The sequence below is a fragment of the Xylophilus sp. GW821-FHT01B05 genome, from assembly GCA_038961845.1.
Classification (GTDB): domain Bacteria; phylum Pseudomonadota; class Gammaproteobacteria; order Burkholderiales; family Burkholderiaceae_C; genus Xylophilus.
The window spans coordinates 3,746,244-3,766,321 of the sequence record CP152408.1 but is presented as its reverse complement, the minus strand read 5'-3'; the positions used below and the strand labels follow the sequence as shown (position 1 = coordinate 3,766,321).

Annotated in this window: 17 protein-coding genes and 1 tRNA gene; 14 read left to right on the top strand and 4 right to left on the bottom strand. The window is 65.6% G+C overall.

Translation table 11 applies throughout. The annotated features are described in order from the left end of the window. The first annotated feature begins 2 nt into the window (after positions 1 to 2). Positions 3 to 1,409 carry a 30S ribosomal protein S12 methylthiotransferase RimO gene (rimO, locus tag AAFF27_17485; GenBank protein ID XAH21805.1) on the top strand — a complete coding sequence of 469 codons (1,407 nt, stop codon included), beginning with the start codon at positions 3 to 5 and terminating at the stop codon, positions 1,407 to 1,409. Positions 1,410 to 1,732: 323 nt separating this feature from the next. On the opposite strand, the gene AAFF27_17480 is transcribed toward rimO, so the two are convergent. Together AAFF27_17480 and AAFF27_17475 are read right to left on the bottom strand one after the other, a co-directional pair. Continuing rightward, positions 1,733 to 1,915, bottom strand: coding sequence for a hypothetical protein (locus AAFF27_17480; protein XAH21804.1), 183 nt, complete (start codon positions 1,913 to 1,915; stop codon positions 1,733 to 1,735). A 528-nt stretch (positions 1,916 to 2,443) separates the two neighbouring features. Next, positions 2,444 to 2,528, bottom strand: a tRNA-Leu gene (locus AAFF27_17475). 32 nt (positions 2,529 to 2,560) lie between these two features. Here AAFF27_17475 and rnr point away from each other — a divergent pair. Both rnr and AAFF27_17465 read left to right on the top strand, forming a co-directional pair. Beyond that, on the top strand, positions 2,561 to 4,831 hold the full coding sequence (gene rnr, locus AAFF27_17470) for a ribonuclease R (protein ID XAH21803.1): 2,271 nt from the start codon (positions 2,561 to 2,563) through the stop codon (positions 4,829 to 4,831). 79 nt (positions 4,832 to 4,910) lie between these two features. Next, complete coding sequence (locus AAFF27_17465; GenBank protein ID XAH21802.1) at positions 4,911 to 5,675, top strand: SDR family oxidoreductase; 765 nt, start codon at positions 4,911 to 4,913, stop codon at positions 5,673 to 5,675. Positions 5,676 to 5,677: 2 nt separating this feature from the next. Here the strand turns inward: AAFF27_17465 and AAFF27_17460 are convergent, their stop codons facing one another. Together AAFF27_17460 and AAFF27_17455 are read right to left on the bottom strand one after the other, a co-directional pair. After that, complete coding sequence (locus AAFF27_17460; protein XAH21801.1) at positions 5,678 to 7,186, bottom strand: NAD(P)H-hydrate dehydratase; 1,509 nt, start codon at positions 7,184 to 7,186, stop codon at positions 5,678 to 5,680. 30 nt (positions 7,187 to 7,216) lie between these two features. Then, the gene (locus AAFF27_17455; GenBank protein XAH21800.1) at positions 7,217 to 8,425 is read right to left on the bottom strand and encodes an FAD-dependent oxidoreductase; all 1,209 of its coding nucleotides are present in this window, start codon (positions 8,423 to 8,425) and stop codon (positions 7,217 to 7,219) included. 299 nt (positions 8,426 to 8,724) lie between these two features. Here AAFF27_17455 and rpsB point away from each other — a divergent pair, with 299 nt between their 5' ends. From rpsB to lpxD, 11 genes are all read left to right on the top strand, one after another. Continuing rightward, the gene (gene rpsB / locus AAFF27_17450) at positions 8,725 to 9,480 is read left to right on the top strand and encodes a 30S ribosomal protein S2 (protein ID XAH21799.1); all 756 of its coding nucleotides are present in this window, start codon (positions 8,725 to 8,727) and stop codon (positions 9,478 to 9,480) included. A 101-nt stretch (positions 9,481 to 9,581) separates the two neighbouring features. Next, entirely contained in the window at positions 9,582 to 10,505 is a 924-nt protein-coding gene (gene tsf / locus AAFF27_17445; GenBank protein ID XAH21798.1) for a translation elongation factor Ts, read from the top strand. Positions 10,506 to 10,614: 109 nt separating this feature from the next. After that, positions 10,615 to 11,337 carry a UMP kinase gene (pyrH, locus tag AAFF27_17440; GenBank protein ID XAH21797.1) on the top strand — a complete coding sequence of 241 codons (723 nt, stop codon included), beginning with the start codon at positions 10,615 to 10,617 and terminating at the stop codon, positions 11,335 to 11,337. 42 nt (positions 11,338 to 11,379) lie between these two features. Then, complete coding sequence (gene frr / locus AAFF27_17435; GenBank protein ID XAH21796.1) at positions 11,380 to 11,940, top strand: ribosome recycling factor; 561 nt, start codon at positions 11,380 to 11,382, stop codon at positions 11,938 to 11,940. A 10-nt stretch (positions 11,941 to 11,950) separates the two neighbouring features. After that, positions 11,951 to 12,706 (top strand): polyprenyl diphosphate synthase, encoded by a 756-nt coding sequence (uppS, locus tag AAFF27_17430; protein XAH21795.1) that lies wholly within the window; start codon positions 11,951 to 11,953, stop codon positions 12,704 to 12,706. Between the two features lie 10 nt (positions 12,707 to 12,716). Beyond that, the gene (locus AAFF27_17425; protein XAH21794.1) at positions 12,717 to 13,571 is read left to right on the top strand and encodes a phosphatidate cytidylyltransferase; all 855 of its coding nucleotides are present in this window, start codon (positions 12,717 to 12,719) and stop codon (positions 13,569 to 13,571) included. 8 nt (positions 13,572 to 13,579) lie between these two features. Further along, positions 13,580 to 14,770: a 1-deoxy-D-xylulose-5-phosphate reductoisomerase gene (gene ispC, locus AAFF27_17420; GenBank protein ID XAH21793.1), complete on the top strand. Its 1,191-nt coding sequence runs from the start codon at positions 13,580 to 13,582 to the stop codon at positions 14,768 to 14,770. A gap of 25 nt (positions 14,771 to 14,795) precedes the next feature. Next, entirely contained in the window at positions 14,796 to 16,163 is a 1,368-nt protein-coding gene (gene rseP / locus AAFF27_17415; protein ID XAH21792.1) for an RIP metalloprotease RseP, read from the top strand. Positions 16,164 to 16,237: 74 nt separating this feature from the next. Further along, positions 16,238 to 18,535, top strand: coding sequence for an outer membrane protein assembly factor BamA (gene bamA / locus AAFF27_17410; protein ID XAH21791.1), 2,298 nt, complete (start codon positions 16,238 to 16,240; stop codon positions 18,533 to 18,535). Beyond that, a complete protein-coding gene (locus tag AAFF27_17405) occupies positions 18,535 to 19,068 on the top strand; it encodes an OmpH family outer membrane protein (GenBank protein XAH21790.1) in 534 nt (177 codons plus the stop codon). The genes bamA and AAFF27_17405 overlap by 1 nt, the downstream gene beginning before the upstream one ends. 24 nt (positions 19,069 to 19,092) lie before the next feature. Further along, a complete protein-coding gene (gene lpxD, locus AAFF27_17400; GenBank protein XAH21789.1) occupies positions 19,093 to 20,076 on the top strand; it encodes a UDP-3-O-(3-hydroxymyristoyl)glucosamine N-acyltransferase in 984 nt (327 codons plus the stop codon). Positions 20,077 to 20,078: the final 2 nt, after the last annotated feature.

Here is a 20,078-nt window from a genome sequence, read left to right as displayed (position 1 = left end):
GGATGAGTGAAGTTCTCTCCCCCACAAAAAATACCGCCTCCACCGCGCCCCGCGTCGGTTTCGTCAGCCTTGGCTGCCCAAAGGCATTGACGGATTCTGAGTTGATCCTGACCCAGCTCAGCGCTGAGGGCTATCAGACCTCCAAGACCTTCGAGGGGGCTGATCTCGTCATCGTCAATACCTGCGGATTCATTGACGACGCGGTCAGGGAGAGTCTGGACACCATTGGCGAGGCGTTGGCGGAAAACGGCAAGGTCATCGTCACCGGCTGCCTGGGCGCACGCAGCGGGGAGGGCGGTGGCAATCTGGTGCGCCAGATGCATCCCAGCGTGCTGGCAGTCACCGGCCCGCATGCGACGCAAGAGGTCATGGATGCCGTGCACCTGAACCTGCCCAAGCCGCATGATCCCTTCCTGGATCTGGTGCCCAATGCCATGGGTGAGGCTGGCATCAAGCTCACGCCCAAGCACTACGCCTATCTCAAGATCAGTGAAGGCTGCAATCACCGCTGCACCTTCTGCATCATTCCGTCCATGCGCGGTGACCTGGTGTCGCGGCCGATCGGTGACGTGCTGAAAGAGGCGCGCGCGCTGTTCGAAGGCGGGGTCAAGGAGTTGCTGGTGATCAGCCAGGACACTTCGGCCTATGGCGTGGATGTGAAATACCGCACCGGCTTCTTCGACGGCCGCCCGGTGAAGACGCGCATGCTGGAGCTGGTACAGGCGCTTGGCGAAATGGCTGAGCCTTATGGCGCCTGGGTGCGGCTGCACTATGTGTATCCCTACCCGAGTGTGGACGAGGTGGTGCCGCTGATGGCGCAAGGCCTGGCCTTGCCCTACCTCGACGTGCCGTTCCAGCATAGCCACCCGGATGTGCTGCGGCGTATGAAGCGTCCGGCCAGCGGCGAGAAGAATCTGGAGCGCATCCTGCGCTGGCGCGAGGCCTGCCCGGAGATCGTGATCCGCAGCACCTTCATTGCGGGTTTCCCGGGTGAAACCGAAGAAGAGTTTCAGCACCTGCTCGATTTCGTGCGCGAGGCGCAGATCGATCGCGCGGGCTGCTTTGCCTATAGCGCGGTGGATGGCGCTGCGGCCAACGAAATTCCCGGCATGTTGCCGCTGGAAGAGCGCGAAGCGCGTCGTGCGCGGTTCATGGCTGTGGCGGAAGAGGTCTCTGCTGCCAAATTGCAAAAACGCGTTGGCGCAACGATGCAGGTGCTGGTGGACTCCGCGCCGGGGATGGGGCGCAAGGGCGGTATCGGCCGCAGCTACGCCGATGCACCGGAGATCGACGGCACCGTGAAGCTGCTGCCGCCCGAGAAGTTGAGCAAGACTTTGAAGGTGGGCGAATTCACGCGTGCGCGCATCGTCGGTACTGACGGTCACGACTTGGTGGCGCTGCCCATCTAAGTTCTTGGGGTCTGGCCGCAGCCTGCGCGTAGCTGCGGCGCCCTCTAAGAACGTGTTTACGATCTGTATGGGGATCGAGTTGGAGTGCAATCGGGATGAGTGGGTGGCCCGGATCCCGCCGCATGGGCTAATGCCCATGCAAGGGGCCGGGGCGCTCAATCGCCCGATTTCACTCCAACCCGAAGGGCAAGTGTCTTTGCGGGCGGTCTGCGGCGTTGCGGCGCTTGCCAATAGCGGTGCTATTGGCTGCGCACCGCGCCTGCATCCCATCCCGCAAAGACTCTTGCGCGACCCCATAGAGATCGTAAACACGTTCTTACGCATCACAGCAGGGTGAGTTCCGGCGGCCGGAGCAGCGATTGCTGCGGCTGACGCTGGATGCGGTTGGCGGGGTGGATCAGGTATTTGCAGCCCAGGGCGGCCGCGGCGACGCGGGAGCGCTCTTCGTTGCGGCGACGCAATTCCGATAGGGCGTTGTCGGAAATGGTGTAGGTCTGCTTGCTCATGGTCTGTTCCTTGGTCGATTGAAAAAGGCCCAGCTTGTTGGAGATTCGTCCTTGCCTGGGTAGTGCACTCCTCTGCTGCATGGTCCTGCCGGGTGTGCTCTGCAGGCGTAACGATCGGTTGCGCCGGAGCGCTGGCTGCATCTGAGGGGTGCGGCTGGCGTTGGTCGGACGAGCCCTGCGCCCAGGATGGCGGCGCTTATGGGCTTTCTTGGGTGTTCCTGCGTGTCTGCTGCCAATGGCATGCGTCACAATGGGGGCGAGGCGCCGGTGGGTGGCCTCGCTCTTCTGCCACTTCTGGAGACACAAGCTGTTCCACTTTTCCGAGTCGGTCTTTGACGCTGCGGCGTCCGGGTGCGCCTCGATGACAGTTCCCCGCTCTATCCCTCGATTGCGCAGTGATCGCGGGGTGGCGCAGTTCTCGGCGGCGCTGAATCCTGGCGATGCAGGATATGCAATCTGCCACATCGTGGCCAACAAAGAAAAAACCCCGCAAATCTTAGATTTGCGGGGTTTTAAAACCAAGAATCTTGGTGCCCAGGAGAGGACTCGAACCTCCACGATGTTACTCGCTAGTACCTGAAACTAGTGCGTCTACCAATTCCGCCACCTGGGCATTTCAGGGAAAACACGATTATATACACAGAAATGACGAAACACAGCAGCATGCTCGAAGAATTTGTTGGAACAGTGCAAGGCCACCGTGATGGCCATGGTTTTCTCCTCCGTGATGACGGCGAATCCGACGTCTATTTGCCCGCCAACGAGATGCGCGCGGTGCTGCACAAGGATCGTGTGAAAGCGCGCATCGTGCGCCACGATCGCAAGGGTCGACCTGAAGGGCGCGTGCTCGAAATCGTCGAGCGCCCGCCGCAGCCCATCATTGGCCGGCTGCTGCAGGAAAGCGGCGTCTGGCTGGTGGCCCCGGAAGACAAGCGCTATGGCCAGGACGTGCTGATCCCAAAGGGCGGCATCGGTGTGGCCAAGACGGGCCAGGTGGTAGTGGTGGAACTCACCGAACCTCCTGCGCTGTATGGGCAGCCGGTGGGCCGCGTCGTCGAGGTGCTTGGCGAAGTCGATGACCCGGGCATGGAGATCGAGATCGCGGTGCGCAAATATGGCGTGCCGCATGAGTTCTCTGACGAGTGCCTGTCGCTGGCCAAGGCGCTGCCCGACAAGGTGCGCCCGCAAGATCGCCGCGATCGTGTCGACCTGCGCGACATCCCGCTGGTCACTATCGACGGCGAAGACGCGCGCGACTTCGATGACGCGGTCTATTGCGAGCCGGCCAAGGTTGGCCGCACCAAGGGCTGGCGCCTGCTGGTGGCGATTGCCGACGTGAGCAACTACGTGCACACCGGCAATGCCATCGACATCGACGCCTACGACCGCGCCACCAGCGTGTACTTCCCGCGTCGGGTGATCCCGATGCTGCCGGAGAAGCTCTCCAACGGCCTGTGCTCGCTCAACCCCGAGGTTGAGCGTCTGTGCATGGTCTGCGACATGCTGGTCACCGCCAAGGGCGACGTCCATGCCTACCAGTTCTATCCGGCGGTGATGTTCAGCCACGCGCGCTTTACCTATACAGAGGTGGCGGCCATCCTCTCGAACACGCGCGGCCCGGAGGCGGCCAAGCGCAAGGAGCGCGTGCCGGACCTGCTGAACCTGCACGACGTCTACCGTGCCTTGCTGGCCGCGCGCAGCGTGCGCGGTGCGGTGGATTTCGAGACCACCGAGACACAGATCGTCTGCGATGAAAACGGCCGCATCGAGAAGATCGTGCCGCGTACCCGCACCGAGGCGCACCGCCTTATTGAAGAGGCGATGCTGGCAGCCAATGTCTGCAGTGCGGACTTCATCCTGCAAGGCGGCCAGCCCGGCCTCTATCGGGTGCACGAGGGCCCGACGCCGGAGAAGAAGGACATCCTGCGCAGCTACCTCAAGGCCATGGGCGTGGGCATGTCGATCAGTGACGATCCGGTGCCCGGCGAATTCCAGGCCATCGCGAAAGCCACCAAGGACCGCCCCGACGCGCAGCAGATCCACACCATGCTGCTGCGCTCCATGCAGCAGGCGATCTACACACCTATCAATAGCGGCCACTTTGGTCTGGCCTATGAGGCCTACACCCACTTCACCAGCCCGATCCGGCGCTATCCGGATCTGCTGGTGCACCGGGTCATCAAGGCCATCCTCAGCAAGACCAAGTACCAATTGCCCTCGCTGCCGACGCCGGGCGAGGCGCATGCCAAGCTGGCCAAGCGCCTGGCGCAGCGCGTCAAGCCGCCGACGCAGCAGGTGGTCAAGCTCGCGGCCAGTCCCAAGGAAATGCAGGCCTGGGAAGCCGCCGGCCTGCATTGCAGCGCCAACGAGCGCCGCGCCGACGAGGCCAGCCGCGATGTCGAGGCCTGGCTCAAGTGCAAGTACATGCGCGAGCACCTGGGTGAGGAATACGGCGGCGTGGTCACGGCCTGCACCACCTTCGGCATCTTCGTCACGCTCGATGCCATGTACGTCGAGGGGCTGGTGCACATCACCGAGTTGGGCGGCGAGTATTTCCGCTTCGACGAGGCGCGCCAGGAGCTGCGCGGAGAGCGCACCGGCATCCGCTATGCGGTGGGCTCGCGCCTGCGGGTACAGGTGAGCCGTGTCGATCTAGATGGCCGCAAGATCGATTTCCGGCTGGTGCGCGAGGGCGAAGACCTGGTGCCGCGTGCCATGCGCGACAAGGGCGTGCGCGAACCCGACGGCGCACCGGCGAGCGCCACTGAAAAGCGTGTGGCGCGGCAGCGCAAGGAGCAGGGCGCAGAGAGTGATGCCGGCGAGCAACGCCTGCCGCCGCGCTCGCCTCTGCAGGCGCTCAAGGCCTCGGTCAAGAAGGCCGTGGCCAAGAGCAAGTCGCGCAAATCCCGGCGCTGACATCTTTCATCGCACTGTCTGGCGGCCGCTGAGCGCCGCCGGGCGCAGCATTGACCCATAAAGAACGGAGAGACTATTCATGGCAGCAGATACACAACAGGCGCGGGGCGTGGCCATCGTCACCGGTGCGGGTTCGGGCATTGGCCGCGCCGCCGCGCTGGCCTTGCTTGAAGACGGCTGGCGCGTGGTGCTCGCAGGGCGCCGTGCGGCACCACTGGAAGAGGTCGCGGCGCAGGCGCCTGATGCAGCGCGCGTGCGCGCGGTGCCGACTGACGTGGCCAGCGAGGCCTCCGTCGCGGCGCTGTTCCAGGCGGCCGTGCAGGCATTCGGCCGGGTCGACCTGCTGTTCAACAACGCCGGCACCAGCGCCACCAGCCCGATCGACGAGCTGAGCCTGGAGCGCTGGCAGGCGGTGGTCGACGTCAACCTCACCGGCATGTTCCTGTGCCTGCGCGAGGCCTTCCGCGTGATGAAGGTGCAGACGCCGCGGGGCGGCCGCATCATCAACAACGGCTCGATCTCGGCGACCACGCCGCGGCCGCAGTCGATTGCCTATACCGCCACCAAGCACGGCGTGTCGGGCCTGACCAAGACCGCATCGCTGGACGGCCGCGCGTTCGACATCGCCGTGGGGCAGATCGATGTCGGCAACGCGCTGACCGGCATGGCCGAGCGCATGGCGCGCGGCGTGCTGCAGGCCAATGGCGAAACCGCGGCCGAGCCTTTGATGGATGTGCGCATCGTCGGCGAATCGGTGCGCTACATGGCCAATCTGCCGTTGGAGGCCAACGTCATGTTCCACACCGTGATGGCGACCAAGATGCCTTTCGCCGGGCGCGGCTGAGGCTAGCGGCGCGCCAGCGCGCCGGCGGTCAATGGCACATCGGCCGGCCAGTGGTCGGCCAATGCGCCGTGCCGGTAGCTGGCCGCCACGGCCGCCGCAAAGGCCTCGTCGCCCCGCGCCAGGCAGGCGCCGACCATGCCGGCCAACACATCGCCGGTGCCGGCGGTGGCCAGCCGTGCATTGCCGGTCGGGTTGATCGAGGGCAGTTGCTGCGGCGCGGCCACGATGCTGCCAGAGCCTTTCAGTAAGACGGTGCAGCCGCAGTCTTGCGCCAGCCGGCGCGCGGCGGCCAGGCGGTCGGCCTGTACCTCGGCCGTCGTCTGGCCCAGCAGGCGCGCGGCCTCGAGCGGGTGCGGCGTCAGCACCGTGGGCAGGCCTGCTGCGGCACGGCGGACGAGCTGCCGGCGCAGTTGTGCGTCGGCCGCGATGGCATTGAGCGCGTCGGCATCCAGCACCAGCCGGGCCGCCTCGGCCAGCACGCGCGGCAGCACGCTGCGTACCGCGTCGCCGCCACCGCAGCCGCAGACCACGGCGCCGTGGCGCAGGTCCAGTGCATCGGCGTGGCGCAGCATCAGTTCGGGCTGCGCAGTATCGATAGAGAAGCCGGCGTTGCCATTCAGCAGTGTCAGCATGACCCGGCCGGCGCCTGCATGCAGCGCGGCGGTGGCGGCCAGCAGCGCCGCGCCGCTCATGCCGCGCCCGGCCCGCGCCAGGCCTTCGCCGCCGATCACGGCCACGTCGCCGTAGCTGCCCTTGTGCGAAGCATGCAGGCGCTGTTCTGGCGTTGCCGGGCCTGCCAGCCAGGCCGTGGGCAGCTCGTGCTGTGCGCTGCTGCCCAGATCGTCGAACCAGACCGCGCCGGCCATATCGCGCCCCTGGGCTGTGAACAGGCCCGGTTTCAGGGTCAGCAGGCTGAGGGTGTTTTGTGCATGAAATATGCCTCTAGCCCATGTGTGGCCTGGGATATTCGCTATTAATTTTGAATTGAGCGTGCCAGCGTCGGCCTGCAGGCCGGACGGAATATCCAGGGCCAGTACTGGCGCGCCGCAAGCGGCCAGCGCAGCGAGCGACTGCTGCAGCCATGCATCGGCCCGATCGGGCGCGGCGCCTATGCCCAGCAGGGCGTCGATGGCCAGGTCTTGTGCTGTCAACGAGCCCGGGGCAGGTGGCGGCCCAAAGCGCACGCCTGCGTCGCGGGCGCGCTGCAGTGCGGCACGCGCGTCTTCGGGCAGGCGTACTGGGTCTGCATGGTGCGTGGCCCAGACCGGCCGGCCGGCCTGCTGCAGCAGCGCAGCGGCTTCCAGCCCGTCGCCGCCGTTGTTGCCCGGCCCGCAGGCAATCCAGATGGTGCGTGCATGCGGTGCCAGTGCCTGCGCCAGTCGCGCGCTGGCGCGGCCTGCGCGCTGCATCAGCGTGTGCGGCGGCAGGCTTTGTTGCAGGCGTTGCTCAATGCGCCGCGTGGTGGCGATGTCGTGCAGCGCGTGGGGGCGATCGGGGGTGATGCGTTTCATGGGCGCCGAGCATTGTGCGCCCGGACGCGCTCAGCGGAAGCGGTGTGCGCCGAAGGCTTCCAGCGGCACGGCGGACTCTTCTCCCGCAATGGCATCGGCCACCAGCCTTGCCGCGCCGCAGGCGTTGGTCCAGCCGTGGCCGCCGTGGGCCAGGTGGAGCCAGATGCCGGGCGTGCCCGAGGCCCCGAGTATCGGCCGGCCGTCTGGCAGGGCCAGGCGCTCGTCGTGCCACTCTTGCACCAGCCCGCCCACCAGGCGTGCCGCGCCCGGGAACCAGGTGTGCAGCGCTATATAGAGGGATTGCAGGGCCGCCTTGCGCTGGGCCTCGGAGGCGGCACCGAAATGCGCGGCACCGGCCACGCGTAGCCGATCGCCCAGGCGCACGATGGTGGCGCCGCTGCTGGCGTCGACCACGGCGCTGCCGGGGGCGTGCAGCGGTTCGCGGATCGGGGCGCTGACCGAGTAGCTGCGCAAGGTGGCGAAGGGCACATTCAGCCCAAGCGGCCGCAGCAGCGCCGGCGCACCGGTGCCGGCGCAGAGTACGACCGCGTCGCAAGACCAGGGCGCGGGCTGGCCCTGCAGGCGCAGGGTGGGTGTGGCACCGCCGTCCACGCGCTCGACCACGGTGCCGAAGTGAAACTCCACCCCGTGGCGCTCAGCTTCGGACTTGAGCAGCAGTGCGAACTGGCGGCAGTTGCCGACCTCGTCGCCGGGCAGGTGCATGGCGCCGGCCAGTGCCGTATCGGCGTTGAGCCCGGGCTCCAGCGTGCGGATGGCGGCCGGGCCGGCCTCGTTGGCCGCCAGGCCTGCTTCGCGCAGGGCATCCCAGAGCGGCGCGAGCCGGCGGCGCTCCTTGGCGCTGCGCATCAGCACCAGCACGCCGTCGGAGCGCTGGTAGTGCAGCTCAAGCGCGCCGGCCATCAGGCGCAGCCGTTCCTGGCTGAAGCGCGCCAGCGCCAGGCGGGCGTCAGTCTCGGCAGCCCTCGTCTGGCGTGCGGCGCGCTGCTGGCGGCTCCAGGCCCAGGCGCTGGGCGAGGCCTCCCAGCCGCGCTCGGGCAGGGCTTCGCTGCCCAGGTGGCCGAACATGCAGGCCGGGGCAACCAGGCCGGCATGGCCGAAACTGGCCTCTTCGGCGGCTGCGCCGCGGCGCTCGAAAACGGTGACGGCATGGCCGTCGGACGCCAGTTCACAGGCGGTGGCGATGCCGGCAATTCCGGCACCGACGATGGCTATCTTCATGGATGGTCTGTTTGCAAGTCAAAACCGCCCTGGCCCCTGGCGTAGTCATGACCTGTTGCTATGAATTCTGTATTGTCCGCTGGGTTTCGCACGCCCTTTGCGCGGCGTCGCTGGACGGGTGCTCGGGAAAACCCTGCATGCTATACTCTTTGGGTTTCGCCAGGCCGCATTGGGTGGCTTGGTGGAGCAAATCGCAAACCAGTCCACCTCAAGGTGTTGCGCATGGTGTTGTTCTGCTCAGGCAGGCGCACTGCGTGCAAATGAGGACTGGATTTCAGACCCAACCTTTGGAGCTCAATATGTCCGCCACTATGCGCGAAATGCTGGAAGCCGGTGTCCACTTCGGTCACCAAACCCGTTTCTGGAACCCCAAGATGGCCCCGTTCATCTTCGGTCACCGCAACAAGATCCACATCATCAACCTGGAAAAGTCGTTGCCGATGTTCCAGGACGCTGCCAAGTTCGCCAAGCAGCTCTCCGCCAATCGCGGCACCGTTCTTTTCGTCGGCACCAAGCGCCAGGCCCGTGAAATCGTGGCCGGTGAAGCGCAGCGCGCAGGCGTGCCTTACGTCGACCAGCGCTGGCTCGGCGGCATGCTGACCAACTTCAAGACGGTCAAGACCTCGATCAAGCGCCTGAAGGACCTCAAGGCCCAGCAGGAAAGCGGCCTGGAAGGCCTGTCCAAGAAAGAGCAACTGACGTTCTCCCGCGAGATCGCCAAGCTCGAAAAGGACATCGGCGGCATCCAGGACATGGCTGCTCTGCCTGACGCCATCTTCGTGATCGACGTCGGCTTCCACAAGATCGCCGTTGCCGAAGCCAAGAAGCTGGGCATCCCGCTGATCGGCGTGGTCGACTCCAACCACTCGCCCGAAGGTATCGACTACGTGATCCCCGGCAACGACGACTCGGCCAAGGCCGTGGCGCTGTACGCCCGTGGCATCGCTGACGCCGTGATCGAAGGCCGCTCCAATGCGGTCAACGACGTGGTCAAGGCCGTGGCCAGCGAGAGCGGTGACGAGTTCGTGGAAGTGGAAGAGGGCGCTGCCGCCTGATTTGCGCTTCCTGCCGCCAAGGAAGGGGCGTTGTTCGCCCCTTTTTTTTAGCCGGCGGCGTATTGATAACGATGTATTGAACTGAAGACGGAGAAAAACTGATGGCTGCAATCACCGCAAGCTTGGTCGCCGAACTGCGCGCCAAGACCGACGCCCCCATGATGGAATGCAAGAAGGCCCTGACCGAGGCTGACGGCAACATGGACAAGGCCGAGGAGCTGCTGCGCGTCAAGCTGGGCAACAAGGCCGGCAAGGCTGCTGCCCGCATCACCGCCGAAGGCGTGGTCGCGAGCTATATCGACGGCACCACTGGCGCCCTGATCGAAGTCAATAGCGAAACCGACTTCGTCAGCAAGAACGACAGCTTCCTCGCGCTGGCCAAGGCCGCTGCGGAACTGGTGGCCAAGCACGGCCCGGCCGACGTTGCCGCCCTGGGCGCGCTGCCCTACGAGCAAGACGGTTTCGGCCCGACCCTGGAAGACGTGCGCAAGGGCCTGATCGGCAAGATCGGCGAGAACATGTCCTTCCGCCGCTTCAAGCGCTTTGCCTCTGGCGCCAAGCTCGCTTCCTACTTGCACGGCACGCGCATCGGCGTGGTGGTCGAGTTCAGTGGCGAAGAAGCTGCAGCCAAGGACGTGGCCATGCACATCGCCGCCATGAAGCCCGTGGCCTTGACCAGCGCTGATGTGCCGGCCGAGCTGATCGCCAAGGAGCGCGCGGTTGCTGTCGGCAAGGCCGAAGAAGACAAGAAGGCTGCCGAAGCAGCAGGCAAGCCGGCGCAATCCGACGAGATCGTGGCCAAGCGCGTCGAAGGCGGCGTGCAGAAGTACCTGAAGGAAGTCTCGCTGTTCAACCAGCCCTTCGTGAAGAACGACAAGCAGACCGTCGAGCAAATGCTCAAGGCTGTCGGCACGACCGTCTCGGGCTTCACGATGTACGTCGTCGGCGAAGGCATCGAGAAGAAGGTTGACGACTTCGCGGCCGAAGTGGCTGCGCAGGTCGCTGCCGCCAAGAACGCCGCCTGATGCCCGGCCCGCTGCGGCGCCTTTGCTAATTTGCCAGGCTGCCGCAGCGTGTTTCGCTGCCTCCCGTACCCAGAACAACACCATCGCATCCCACTTCAAGGAGTTCCCCATGTCCGCCGACAAGCCAGCCTATAAGCGTATCTTGCTCAAGCTGTCCGGGGAGGCGCTGATGGGGGACGATGCCTTTGGCATCAACCGCGCCACCATCGTGCGCATGGTCAGCGAGATCGCTGATGTCACGCACATGGGCGTGGAGGTCGCGGTGGTGATCGGCGGCGGCAACATCTTCCGCGGCGTCGCGGGTGGTGCCGTCGGCATGGACCGTGCCACGGCTGACTACATGGGCATGCTGGCCACCGTGATGAACGCATTGGCGCTGGCCGATGCCATGGACAAGCAGGGCCTGGTGGCCCGCGTGATGTCGGCCATCGCGATCGAGCAGGTGGTCGAGCCCTATGTGCGCCCGAAAGCCCTGCAGTATCTGGAAGAGGGCAAGGTCGTGGTCTTCGCGGCCGGTACTGGCAACCCCTTCTTCACCACGGATACGGCCGCTGCGCTGCGCGGTGCCGAGATCGGTGCCGAACTAGTGCTCAAGGCCACCAAGGTCGACGGCGTCTACTCGGCCGATCCCAAGCTGGATCCGACGGCCACCCGTTATGCGCGCATCAGCTTCGACGACGCGATGGCGCAAAATCTCGGCATCATGGACGCCACCGCCTTTGCGCTGTGTCGTGACCAGAAGCTGCCGCTCAAGGTCTTCTCCATCTTCAAGCACGGTGCGCTCAAGCGCGTGGTGATGGGCGAAGACGAAGGCACGCTGGTCTACGCGTGAGCGCGTGGGCCATCCCTGCTTGAGCATCCCAGGAGAATCGACATGAGCATTGCAGACATCAAAACGAATACCGAAGCCAGGATGGACCAGTCCATCAATGCCTTCAAGCACAACCTCACCAAGATTCGCACGGGCCGCGCCAACCCGGCATTGCTGGATACGGTGCAGGTCGACTACTACGGCTCGCCAGTGCCTATCAGCCAGGTGGCCAATGTGTCGCTGCTGGATTCGCGCACCATCAGTGTCCAGCCCTGGGAAAAGGGCATGGGCGCCAAGATCGAGAAGGCCATCCGCGAGAGCGACCTGGGCCTGAACCCGGCCTCCATGGGCGACCTGATCCGCGTGCCGATGCCGCCCATGAGCGAAGAGCGCCGCAAGGAAATGACCAAGCTGGTGCGCAACGAGGGCGAGAGCGCCAAGATCGCCGTGCGCAACCTGCGCCGCGATGCCAACGAAGGCGTGAAGAAGCTGGTCAAGGACAAGCAAGCCTCCGAAGATGACCAGAAACGTTCCGAAGCCGATGTGCAGAAAGTGACCGACCGGCATATCACCGAGATCGATCGACTCGTCGCGGCCAAGGAACAAGAAATCATGGCGGTCTGAGCGGTCGATCATGACTGCCAAGGCTGTGGTTCCGTACCACGTCGCCATCGTCATGGATGGCAACGGCCGCTGGGCTTCCCGCCGATTCCTGCCACGTATCGCCGGGCACCGGCAAGGGGTGGAGTCGCTGCGGCGCTGCGTGCGCCTGTGCGTCGAGCGCGGCGTAGCGGTACTGACCGTCTTTGCCTTTTCCTCTGAAAACTGGAACCGTCCCGTCGAAGAGGTGTCGGGCCTGATGGAACTGCTGGCCAAGGCGCTTGCGCGCGAAGTGCCGCAGTTGCACGCCGATGGCGTGCGCCTGCATTTCGCGGGCGAGCGGCGCGGCCTGTCCGACAAGGTGCGCCAGGGGCTGGACGAGGCTGAGCGGATCACGGCCGGTAACCAGCGGCTGGTGCTCAACGTCTGCTTCAACTACGGCGGCCGCTGGGATATTGCCCAGGCTGCGCAAGCCCTGGCAGCACGCGGCGAGCCCATCACCGAAGAAGCGCTGGACCGCGCGATGGCGCTGGCCCATGTGCCGGACCCGGACCTGCTGATCCGCACCGGCGGCGAGCAGCGCATCAGCAACTTCCTGCTCTGGCAGGCAGCCTATTCCGAGCTTTATTTCAGTGACCGGCTCTGGCCGGATTTCGATGCCGCCGCGCTGGACGATGCGTTGGCATGCTTTGCGCGCCGTGAGCGGCGCTTTGGCCAGACCTCCGCCCAGGTTGCGACCACCATTGCCCCGCCACCAGCCCTGGCCGCGACATCCGTCCCTCAGGTCTGAAAGGCCGTTCATGCTCAAGCAGCGCATCCTCACTGCCATCGTTCTGTTGGCCATCCTGCTGCCGGCGCTGTTCTACCCCTCACCCTTGCCTTTTTGTGCCATTGCCTTGGTGATGATGGCCGCGGGCGCATGGGAATGGGGGCGGCTCAATGGCTGCAGCGGCGCAGGCGCCGTTGGCCTGGCGCTGGCTTGCGTGGTGCTGTGCGCAGGCTCATGGGCGCTGGGAGCGCTCGGCCGGCCGTTGCCGCTGGTCTGGACCGTGGGCGGTGCGCTCTGGGTACTGGCAGGTGCCGCGCTGCTGCGCGCTGGCGTGGCAGGCTGGCCACGGCTACCGCGGGCGCTGCGCCTGGTTGCAGGCGTGCTGGCGCTGTGGCTGGCGTGGCTGGCTGTGGCGCAGGCGCGCGTGATCGGGCCAAACTTTCTTCTGTCGGTGCTGGTGCTGGTCTGGGTGGCCGATATCGGCGCCTATTTCGCCGGCCGCGCCTTTGGCCTGCGCTTTACCCGCGCCAAGCTTGCGCCTTCCATCAGCCCGGGCAAGAGCTGGGAAGGCGTCTGGGGCGGCATGGTCGGCGTGCTGGTGCTGGCGCTGGCCTGGGTGGCCGCCGATACGTATCTGCAGGCCTCGGTGCCGAGTTTCTATAGCGAGCTGGCATCGCATGGCTGGTGGCTGCTGGTGCTGGCCGTGGTCTTTTTGGCTGCCATGAGCGTGGCGGGTGACCTGATCGAGTCGCTCGTCAAACGCAGTGCCGGCGCCAAGGACAGCAGCCAGCTGCTGCCGGGCCACGGTGGCGTGCTGGACCGGGTGGACGCGCTGCTGCCCACGCTGCCATTGGCGATGATGTTGTCGACCCTGTTGAGGGCGTGAACCACTCCATGAACGAATCCCCCCGCCGCCGCATCACGGTACTTGGCTCCACCGGCTCCATCGGCGTCAGCACGCTGGACGTGCTGGCCCGGCACCCGGAGCGCTTCGAGGTGTTCGCCCTGAGTGCCGCAACCCAGGTGGAGGCCATGCTGCAGCAGTGCGCGCGCTTTCGTCCGCGCTACGCGGTGATGGCCCATGACGCTGCTGCCGCTGAGTTGCAGCAAAAAATTGAGTCAAATGGGCTTGAAACCCAGGTGCTGCGCCGGCATGATGCTCTTGAATTGATAGCGGCTGATCCAGAAGTCGATATGGTGATGGCCGCCATCGTCGGCGCCGCCGGCCTGGCGCCATGCCTGGCGGCTGCGCGCGCTGGCAAGCGCCTGCTGCTGGCCAACAAAGAGGCGTTGGTGGTGGGCGGTGGCTGGTTCATGGACGCGGTGCGTGCCGGCGGCGCGCAGCTGCTGCCGATCGACAGCGAGCATTCCGCCATCTTCCAGTGCCTGCCGGAAGACCCGTCGACCTGGAGCCGCCGCGTCGACCACATCGTGCTGACGGCCTCCGGCGGCCCGTTCCGCACCCGCGATCCGCACACGCTGCGTGATGTCACGCCCGAGCAGGCCTGCGCCCATCCCAACTTCTCGATGGGGCGCAAGATTTCGGTCGATTCGGCCACCATGATGAACAAGGCGCTGGAGGTGATCGAGGCGCGCTGGCTGTTCGATCTGGCGCCGGAGCAGATCCGGGTGGTGATCCATCCGCAGCAGATCATCCACTCGATGGTGCAGTTCTCCGACGCCTCTGTGCTGGCCCAGTTGGGCACGCCCGACATGCGCGTGCCCATTGCCTGCGGCCTGTCCTGGCCCGAGCGCATCGAGAGCGGTACGCCGCGGCTCGACTTCCAGGCCTTGTCTGCACTGACCTTCGAAGAGGCAGATGCCACGCGCTTTCCCGGCCTGCACCTGTCCTGGCAGGCCTTGCGCGCTGCGCCGGGCACCACGGCCGTGCTGAATGCCGCCAACGAAGTGGCGGTGGCAGCCTTTCTGGCGCGGCGCATCCGCTTCGACCAGATCCACCAACTGAACCTGGCGACGCTCGAAGCCGTGGTGCCATCGCAGCTCGATTCGCTCGACGCCCTGTTGGCGCTTGATGCCCTTGCGCGCGAGGCGGCCGAGCGCGGCGTCGCCCGTTTCGCGGCCTGACAACTCAGAAGCAGAAGGGGACTCCATGCTGATGACCATCGTGGCTTTCATCGTGGCGCTGGCGCTGCTCATCGCCGTCCATGAATATGGGCACTACCGCATGGCAGTGGCCTGCGGCGTGAAGGTGCTGCGTTTTTCGATCGGCTTTGGCAAACCCATCCTGCGCTGGCAGCCCAAAGGGTCGCCGACCGAGTTCGTGGTCGGCCTGTTGCCCTTTGGCGGCTATGTCCGGATGCTGGACGAGCGCGAGGCGCCGGTCGCGCCCGAAGAGCGCCACCGTGCCTTCAACAACCGCCCGCTGGCCCAGCGCGCAGTGGTCGTGGCGGCGGGCCCGATCGCCAACCTGCTGCTGGCGGTGCTGCTGTATGCGGCGGTCAATTGGGTTGGCGTGCAAGAGCCGCAGCCGGTCCTGCCGGCGCCGGTGGCGAGCTCCATCGCCGCCGACGCCGGGTTGCAGGGTGGTGAGCGGGTACTGCGCGCGGGCTTTGCCGGCGATACGCCGCGCGCGCTCGCCTCTTTCGAGGACCTGCGCTGGATGCTGACCCGCGGTGCGCTCGACGGTCGCGACCTGGCCATCGTCTACACGACGGCTGAAAACCCGGCAACGGAGCGCAGCGTGGTCCTGCCGCTGGACCGCCTCGATGCGCGCGATGCCGACCTGCAGCTGTTTCGCAAGATCGGCATCATCGGCCCTTGGACACCGCCCGTGCTGGGCGAGGTGAAGCCTGGCGGCGCCGCAGAGGCGGCCGGCCTGCAGCAAGGCGACCTGGTGCGGCGCATCGGCAGCGCGCCCATCACCGACGGTCTGCAACTGCGCGAGGCCATCCGCGCCTCGGTGCAGGGAGGCCAATCGCACACCCAGACCTGGCAGGTCGAGCGCGCCGGCGTTGTGCTGTCGCTGCCGGTGACGCCGGTAGTGGTAACGGACAGCGGCGCGAGCTTTGGCCGCATCAACGCCTATGTCGGTGGGCCGCCGGCCATGCAGACCGTACGCTACGGCCCGCTGGATGGGCTGGCGCAAGGGCTGAAGAAGACCTGGGAGGTTTCCTCGCTCACGCTGCGCATGATGGGGCGCATGGTCATCGGGCAGGCCTCTATCAAGAACCTGAGCGGTCCCCTGACCATTGCCGACTATGCGGGCAAGTCGGCCAGCCTGGGCCTGACACAGTACCTGACCTTCCTGGCGCTGATCAGCGTGAGTCTGGGCGTGCTGAACCTGCTGCCGCTGCCGGTGCTCGACGGCGGCCACCTGATGTATTACCTGTGGGAGGCAGTGACCGGCCGAGGCGTTTCCGAGCGCTGGCTGGAGCGCCTTCAGCGTGGCGGGGTCGCGGTGCTGCTGCTGATGACCTCCATTGCACTGTTCAACGACGTCGCGCGCCTTTTCGGTTGACCTGCGTCCGTCATAATGCGGCGGGTTCCGGCACCTCCCTGGTGCCGGGCCGGTGTCCGCCAGAGATCTGATCCATGAAGCAACACATCACCCGTTTCCGCCTGCGTTCCGTCTCGGCCGTAGCCGCGCTGCTCTTTGCGGCCCATAGCGCCTGGGCGGTCGATCCGTTCACGGTGCGCGACATCCGTGTTGAGGGGTTGCAACGCGTGGAGCCGGGCACCGTCTTCGCGTCGCTGCCGTTCCGCATTGGCGACTCCTACAACGACGAAAAGGGTTCGGGTGCGATCCGCTCGCTGTTCGCCCTGGGCCTGTTCAAGGACGTGCGTCTGGAAGTCACCAATGACGTGCTGACCGTCATCGTGGAAGAGCGGCCGACAGTGGCCGACGTCGATTTCGCCGGCACCAAGGAATTCGACAAGGACACGCTCAAGAAGGCCATGCGTGACGTCGGTCTGACCGAAGGTCGGCCTTTTGACAAGGCCTTGGCCGATCGTGCCGAGCAGGAACTGAAGCGCCAGTACATCAACCGCAGCCTCTATGGCGCCGAGGTGGTCACCACGGTCACGCCGATCGAGCGCAATCGCGTCAACCTCACCTTCACGGTCACCGAAGGCGAGCCGGCCAAGATCAAGGACATCCGCATCGTCGGCAGCAGCGCCTTCAGCGAATCGACGCTCAAGGGCCTGTTCGACCTGGACACCGGCGGCTGGCTCAGCTGGTACACCAAGTCCGACCGCTACGCGCGCGCCAAGCTCAATGCCGACCTGGAAACACTGCGCTCCTACTATCTGACACGCGGCTACCTTGAGTTCCGCGTCGACTCCACCCAGGTGGCGATCTCTCCGAACAAGGAAGACATCACCATCACCATCAATGTCACCGAAGGCCAGCGCTACGTGGTTTCGGGCGTGAAGCTCGAAGGCAACTACCTCGGCCGCGATGACGAGTTCAAGTCGCTGGTGAAGATCCAGCCCGGCGAGCCCTACAACGCCGACCAGGTCGCCGAGACCACCAAGGCCTTCACCGACTACTTCAGTAATTTCGGCTTTGCCTTTGCCCGCGTCGAGGCCGTGCCCGAGGTGGATCGTGTCAACAACCGCGTGGCCTTCGTGCTGCAGGCCGATCCGGCCCGCCGCGCCTATGTGCGCCGCATCCTGGTGAGCGGCAACAACCGTACGCGCGACGAGGTCATCCGCCGCGAATTCCGCCAGTTCGAGTCGTCCTGGTACGACGGCGACAAGATCAAGCTCTCGCGCGACCGGGTGGACCGCCTGGGCTATTTCAGTGACGTGAGCATCGACACGCAAGACGTGCCGGGCTCGCCCGATCAGGTCGACCTGGTCATCAACGTGGCTGAAAAGCCCACCGGTAGCCTGCAGGTGGGCGCGGGCTTCTCCAGCGCGGAAAAGGTGGCATTGACCTTCGGCATCAAGCAAGAGAACGTGTTCGGGTCAGGCAACTACCTGGGCCTGGACGTCAACACCAGCAAGTACAACCGGGCCATCGTGCTGAGCACGACCAACCCCTACTTCACGCAGGACGGCATCTCGCGCACCATCGACGTGTACCACCGCTCCACGCGTCCTTACCAGGACCAGGGTGGCGACTACCGCTTGCTTACCTCCGGCGCCAGCATGCGCTTTGGCGTGCCCTTCAGCGAAACCGACACCATCTTCTTTGGTGCCGGCGCAGAACGCACCGAGATCAAGCCGGGTACCAACATCCCGGGCTCCTACCTGAAGTACGCCGAAGAGGTCGGCTACGTCAGCTATTCGTTGCCACTGACCATCGGCTGGTCGCGCGACAGTCGCGACAGCGCATTGGTCCCCAACCGTGGCCGCTACCAGCGCTTCAATTCCGAGCTGGGCGTGGCGGGCGATGCGCGCTACGTGCGCGGCAACTACCAGTTCCAGCAGTACGTGCCGCTGAACAAGAAGTTCACGCTCTCCTTCAACGCCGAGCTGGGCGCGGGCAAGGGGCTGAGCGGCCGGCCTTTCCCGATTTTCAAGAACTTCTATTCCGGCGGCCTGGGTTCGGTGCGGGGCTTCGACCAGGGTACCCTGGGCCCGCGCGACGTCACTGGCGCCTCCATCGGCGGCGCCAAGAAAGTCACGCTCAATACCGAGTTGACCGTGCCCTTCCCAGGTGCCGGCAATGACCGCACGCTGCGCCTGTTCACCTTCGTGGACGTCGGCAACGTGTACGGTGAGGATCAGCCGATGCGTGCCAGCGACCTGCGCGCCTCCGCCGGCGTCGGCCTGAGCTGGATATCCCCTGTCGGCCCACTGCGGCTTGCATTTGCACAACCGGTGCGGAAAATGGCCGGCGATAGAATCCAGAAATTGCAATTCCAGATCGGAACGTCTTTCTAATGAACTCTTTCATCCGTCATTGCGCCGTTGGCCTTTTGCTGGGCACCCTGGCGGCGACTGCATCCGCGCAATCCGAGGGATTTCGCGCCGGTTTCGTGAACACGGACCGCATCTTCCGCGAGGCCACCACGGCCAAGGCCGCCCAGGCCAAGCTTGAGCAGGAATTCTCCAGGCGCGAGAAGGACCTGATCGACCAGGGCGACGCCCTGAAGGCCGCCTCTGACAAGTTCGAGCGTGAGGCACCCACGGTGGCCGAGAGCCAGCGTACGGCGCGCCAGCGCCAATTGGTGGACCAGGACCGTGACTTCCAGCGCAAGCGCCGCGAGTTCCAGGAAGACCTCAACTCCCGCAAGAACGAGGAGCTGCAGCAGGTGCTCGAGCGCGCCAACCGCGTGGTCAAGCAGGTCGCCGAAGCCGAGAAGTACGACGTGATCCTCCAGGAAGCCGTCTACATCAACCCCAAGTACGACATCACCGACAAGGTGATCAAGGCGCTCAACGCCGCTGCGGCCAGCACCGGCACCGGCAAGTAAGCGCCGGCCGGCCTTCGTCCGCCCGTGGCGCTATCCCTCCATGCCATCGTCGCCGCGCTCGGCGGTGAGTTGCATGGCGATGGGGAACTGCTCATCGAGGGCCTGGCGCCGCTGGAGGCGGCCCGGCCTGACCAGCTCGCCTTTCTGAGTCATCCGCGCTATGTGCAACAGCTTGCAAGATCGCAGGCTGCTTGCGTCATCGTGGCGCCCGCCCTGCGCGACGCTGCGCTGGCGCGTGGCGCCTGCATCGTGGCCGATGCGCCCTACCACTACTTTGCCCGCCTGACCCAGCTTTGGAAGCGTCACCTGGGGCGTGCGCCGCGCATCGGCATCCATGCATCGGCCGTGGTCGATTCCGAGGCGCAAGTCGATCCCAGCGCTTCCATCGGCCCGCTCTGCGTCGTGGAGCGCGGTGCGCGAATTGGTGCGGGCACCGTGCTGGCGTCGCGCGTCACGGTGGGCGAGGACTGCCGTATCGGCGCACGCTGCATCCTGCATTCCGGTGTGGTGATTGGCGCCGACGGCTTTGGTTTTGCACCGCACGAAGGGCGCTGGGAAAAGATCGAGCAATTGGGAGCGGTGCAGATCGGCGACGACGTGGAGATTGGCGCCAATACCTGCATTGACCGTGGCGCGCTCGGCGATACCGTGATCGAAGACGGCGTGAAGCTCGATAACCTGGTGCAGATCGGCCACAACGTGCGGGTCGGCCGGCACACGGCCATGGCCGGCTGTGCTGGCGTGGCGGGCAGTGCGGTGATTGGCGCGCATTGCACGGTGGGCGGTGGCGCCGTGGTGCTGGGGCACCTGACGCTGGCCGATCATGTGCATGTATCCGCTGCGTCGGTGGTCATGCGCTCGATCAGCAAGCCGGGCCAGTACACTGGCCTGTTTCCCATCGACGAAAATGCGAAGTGGGAGAAGAACGCCGCCTCCCTCAAGCAACTTCATGGGTTGCGCGAACGCCTCAAGGCGCTCGAGAACAAAGAATCACCGAACACCCGCTGACA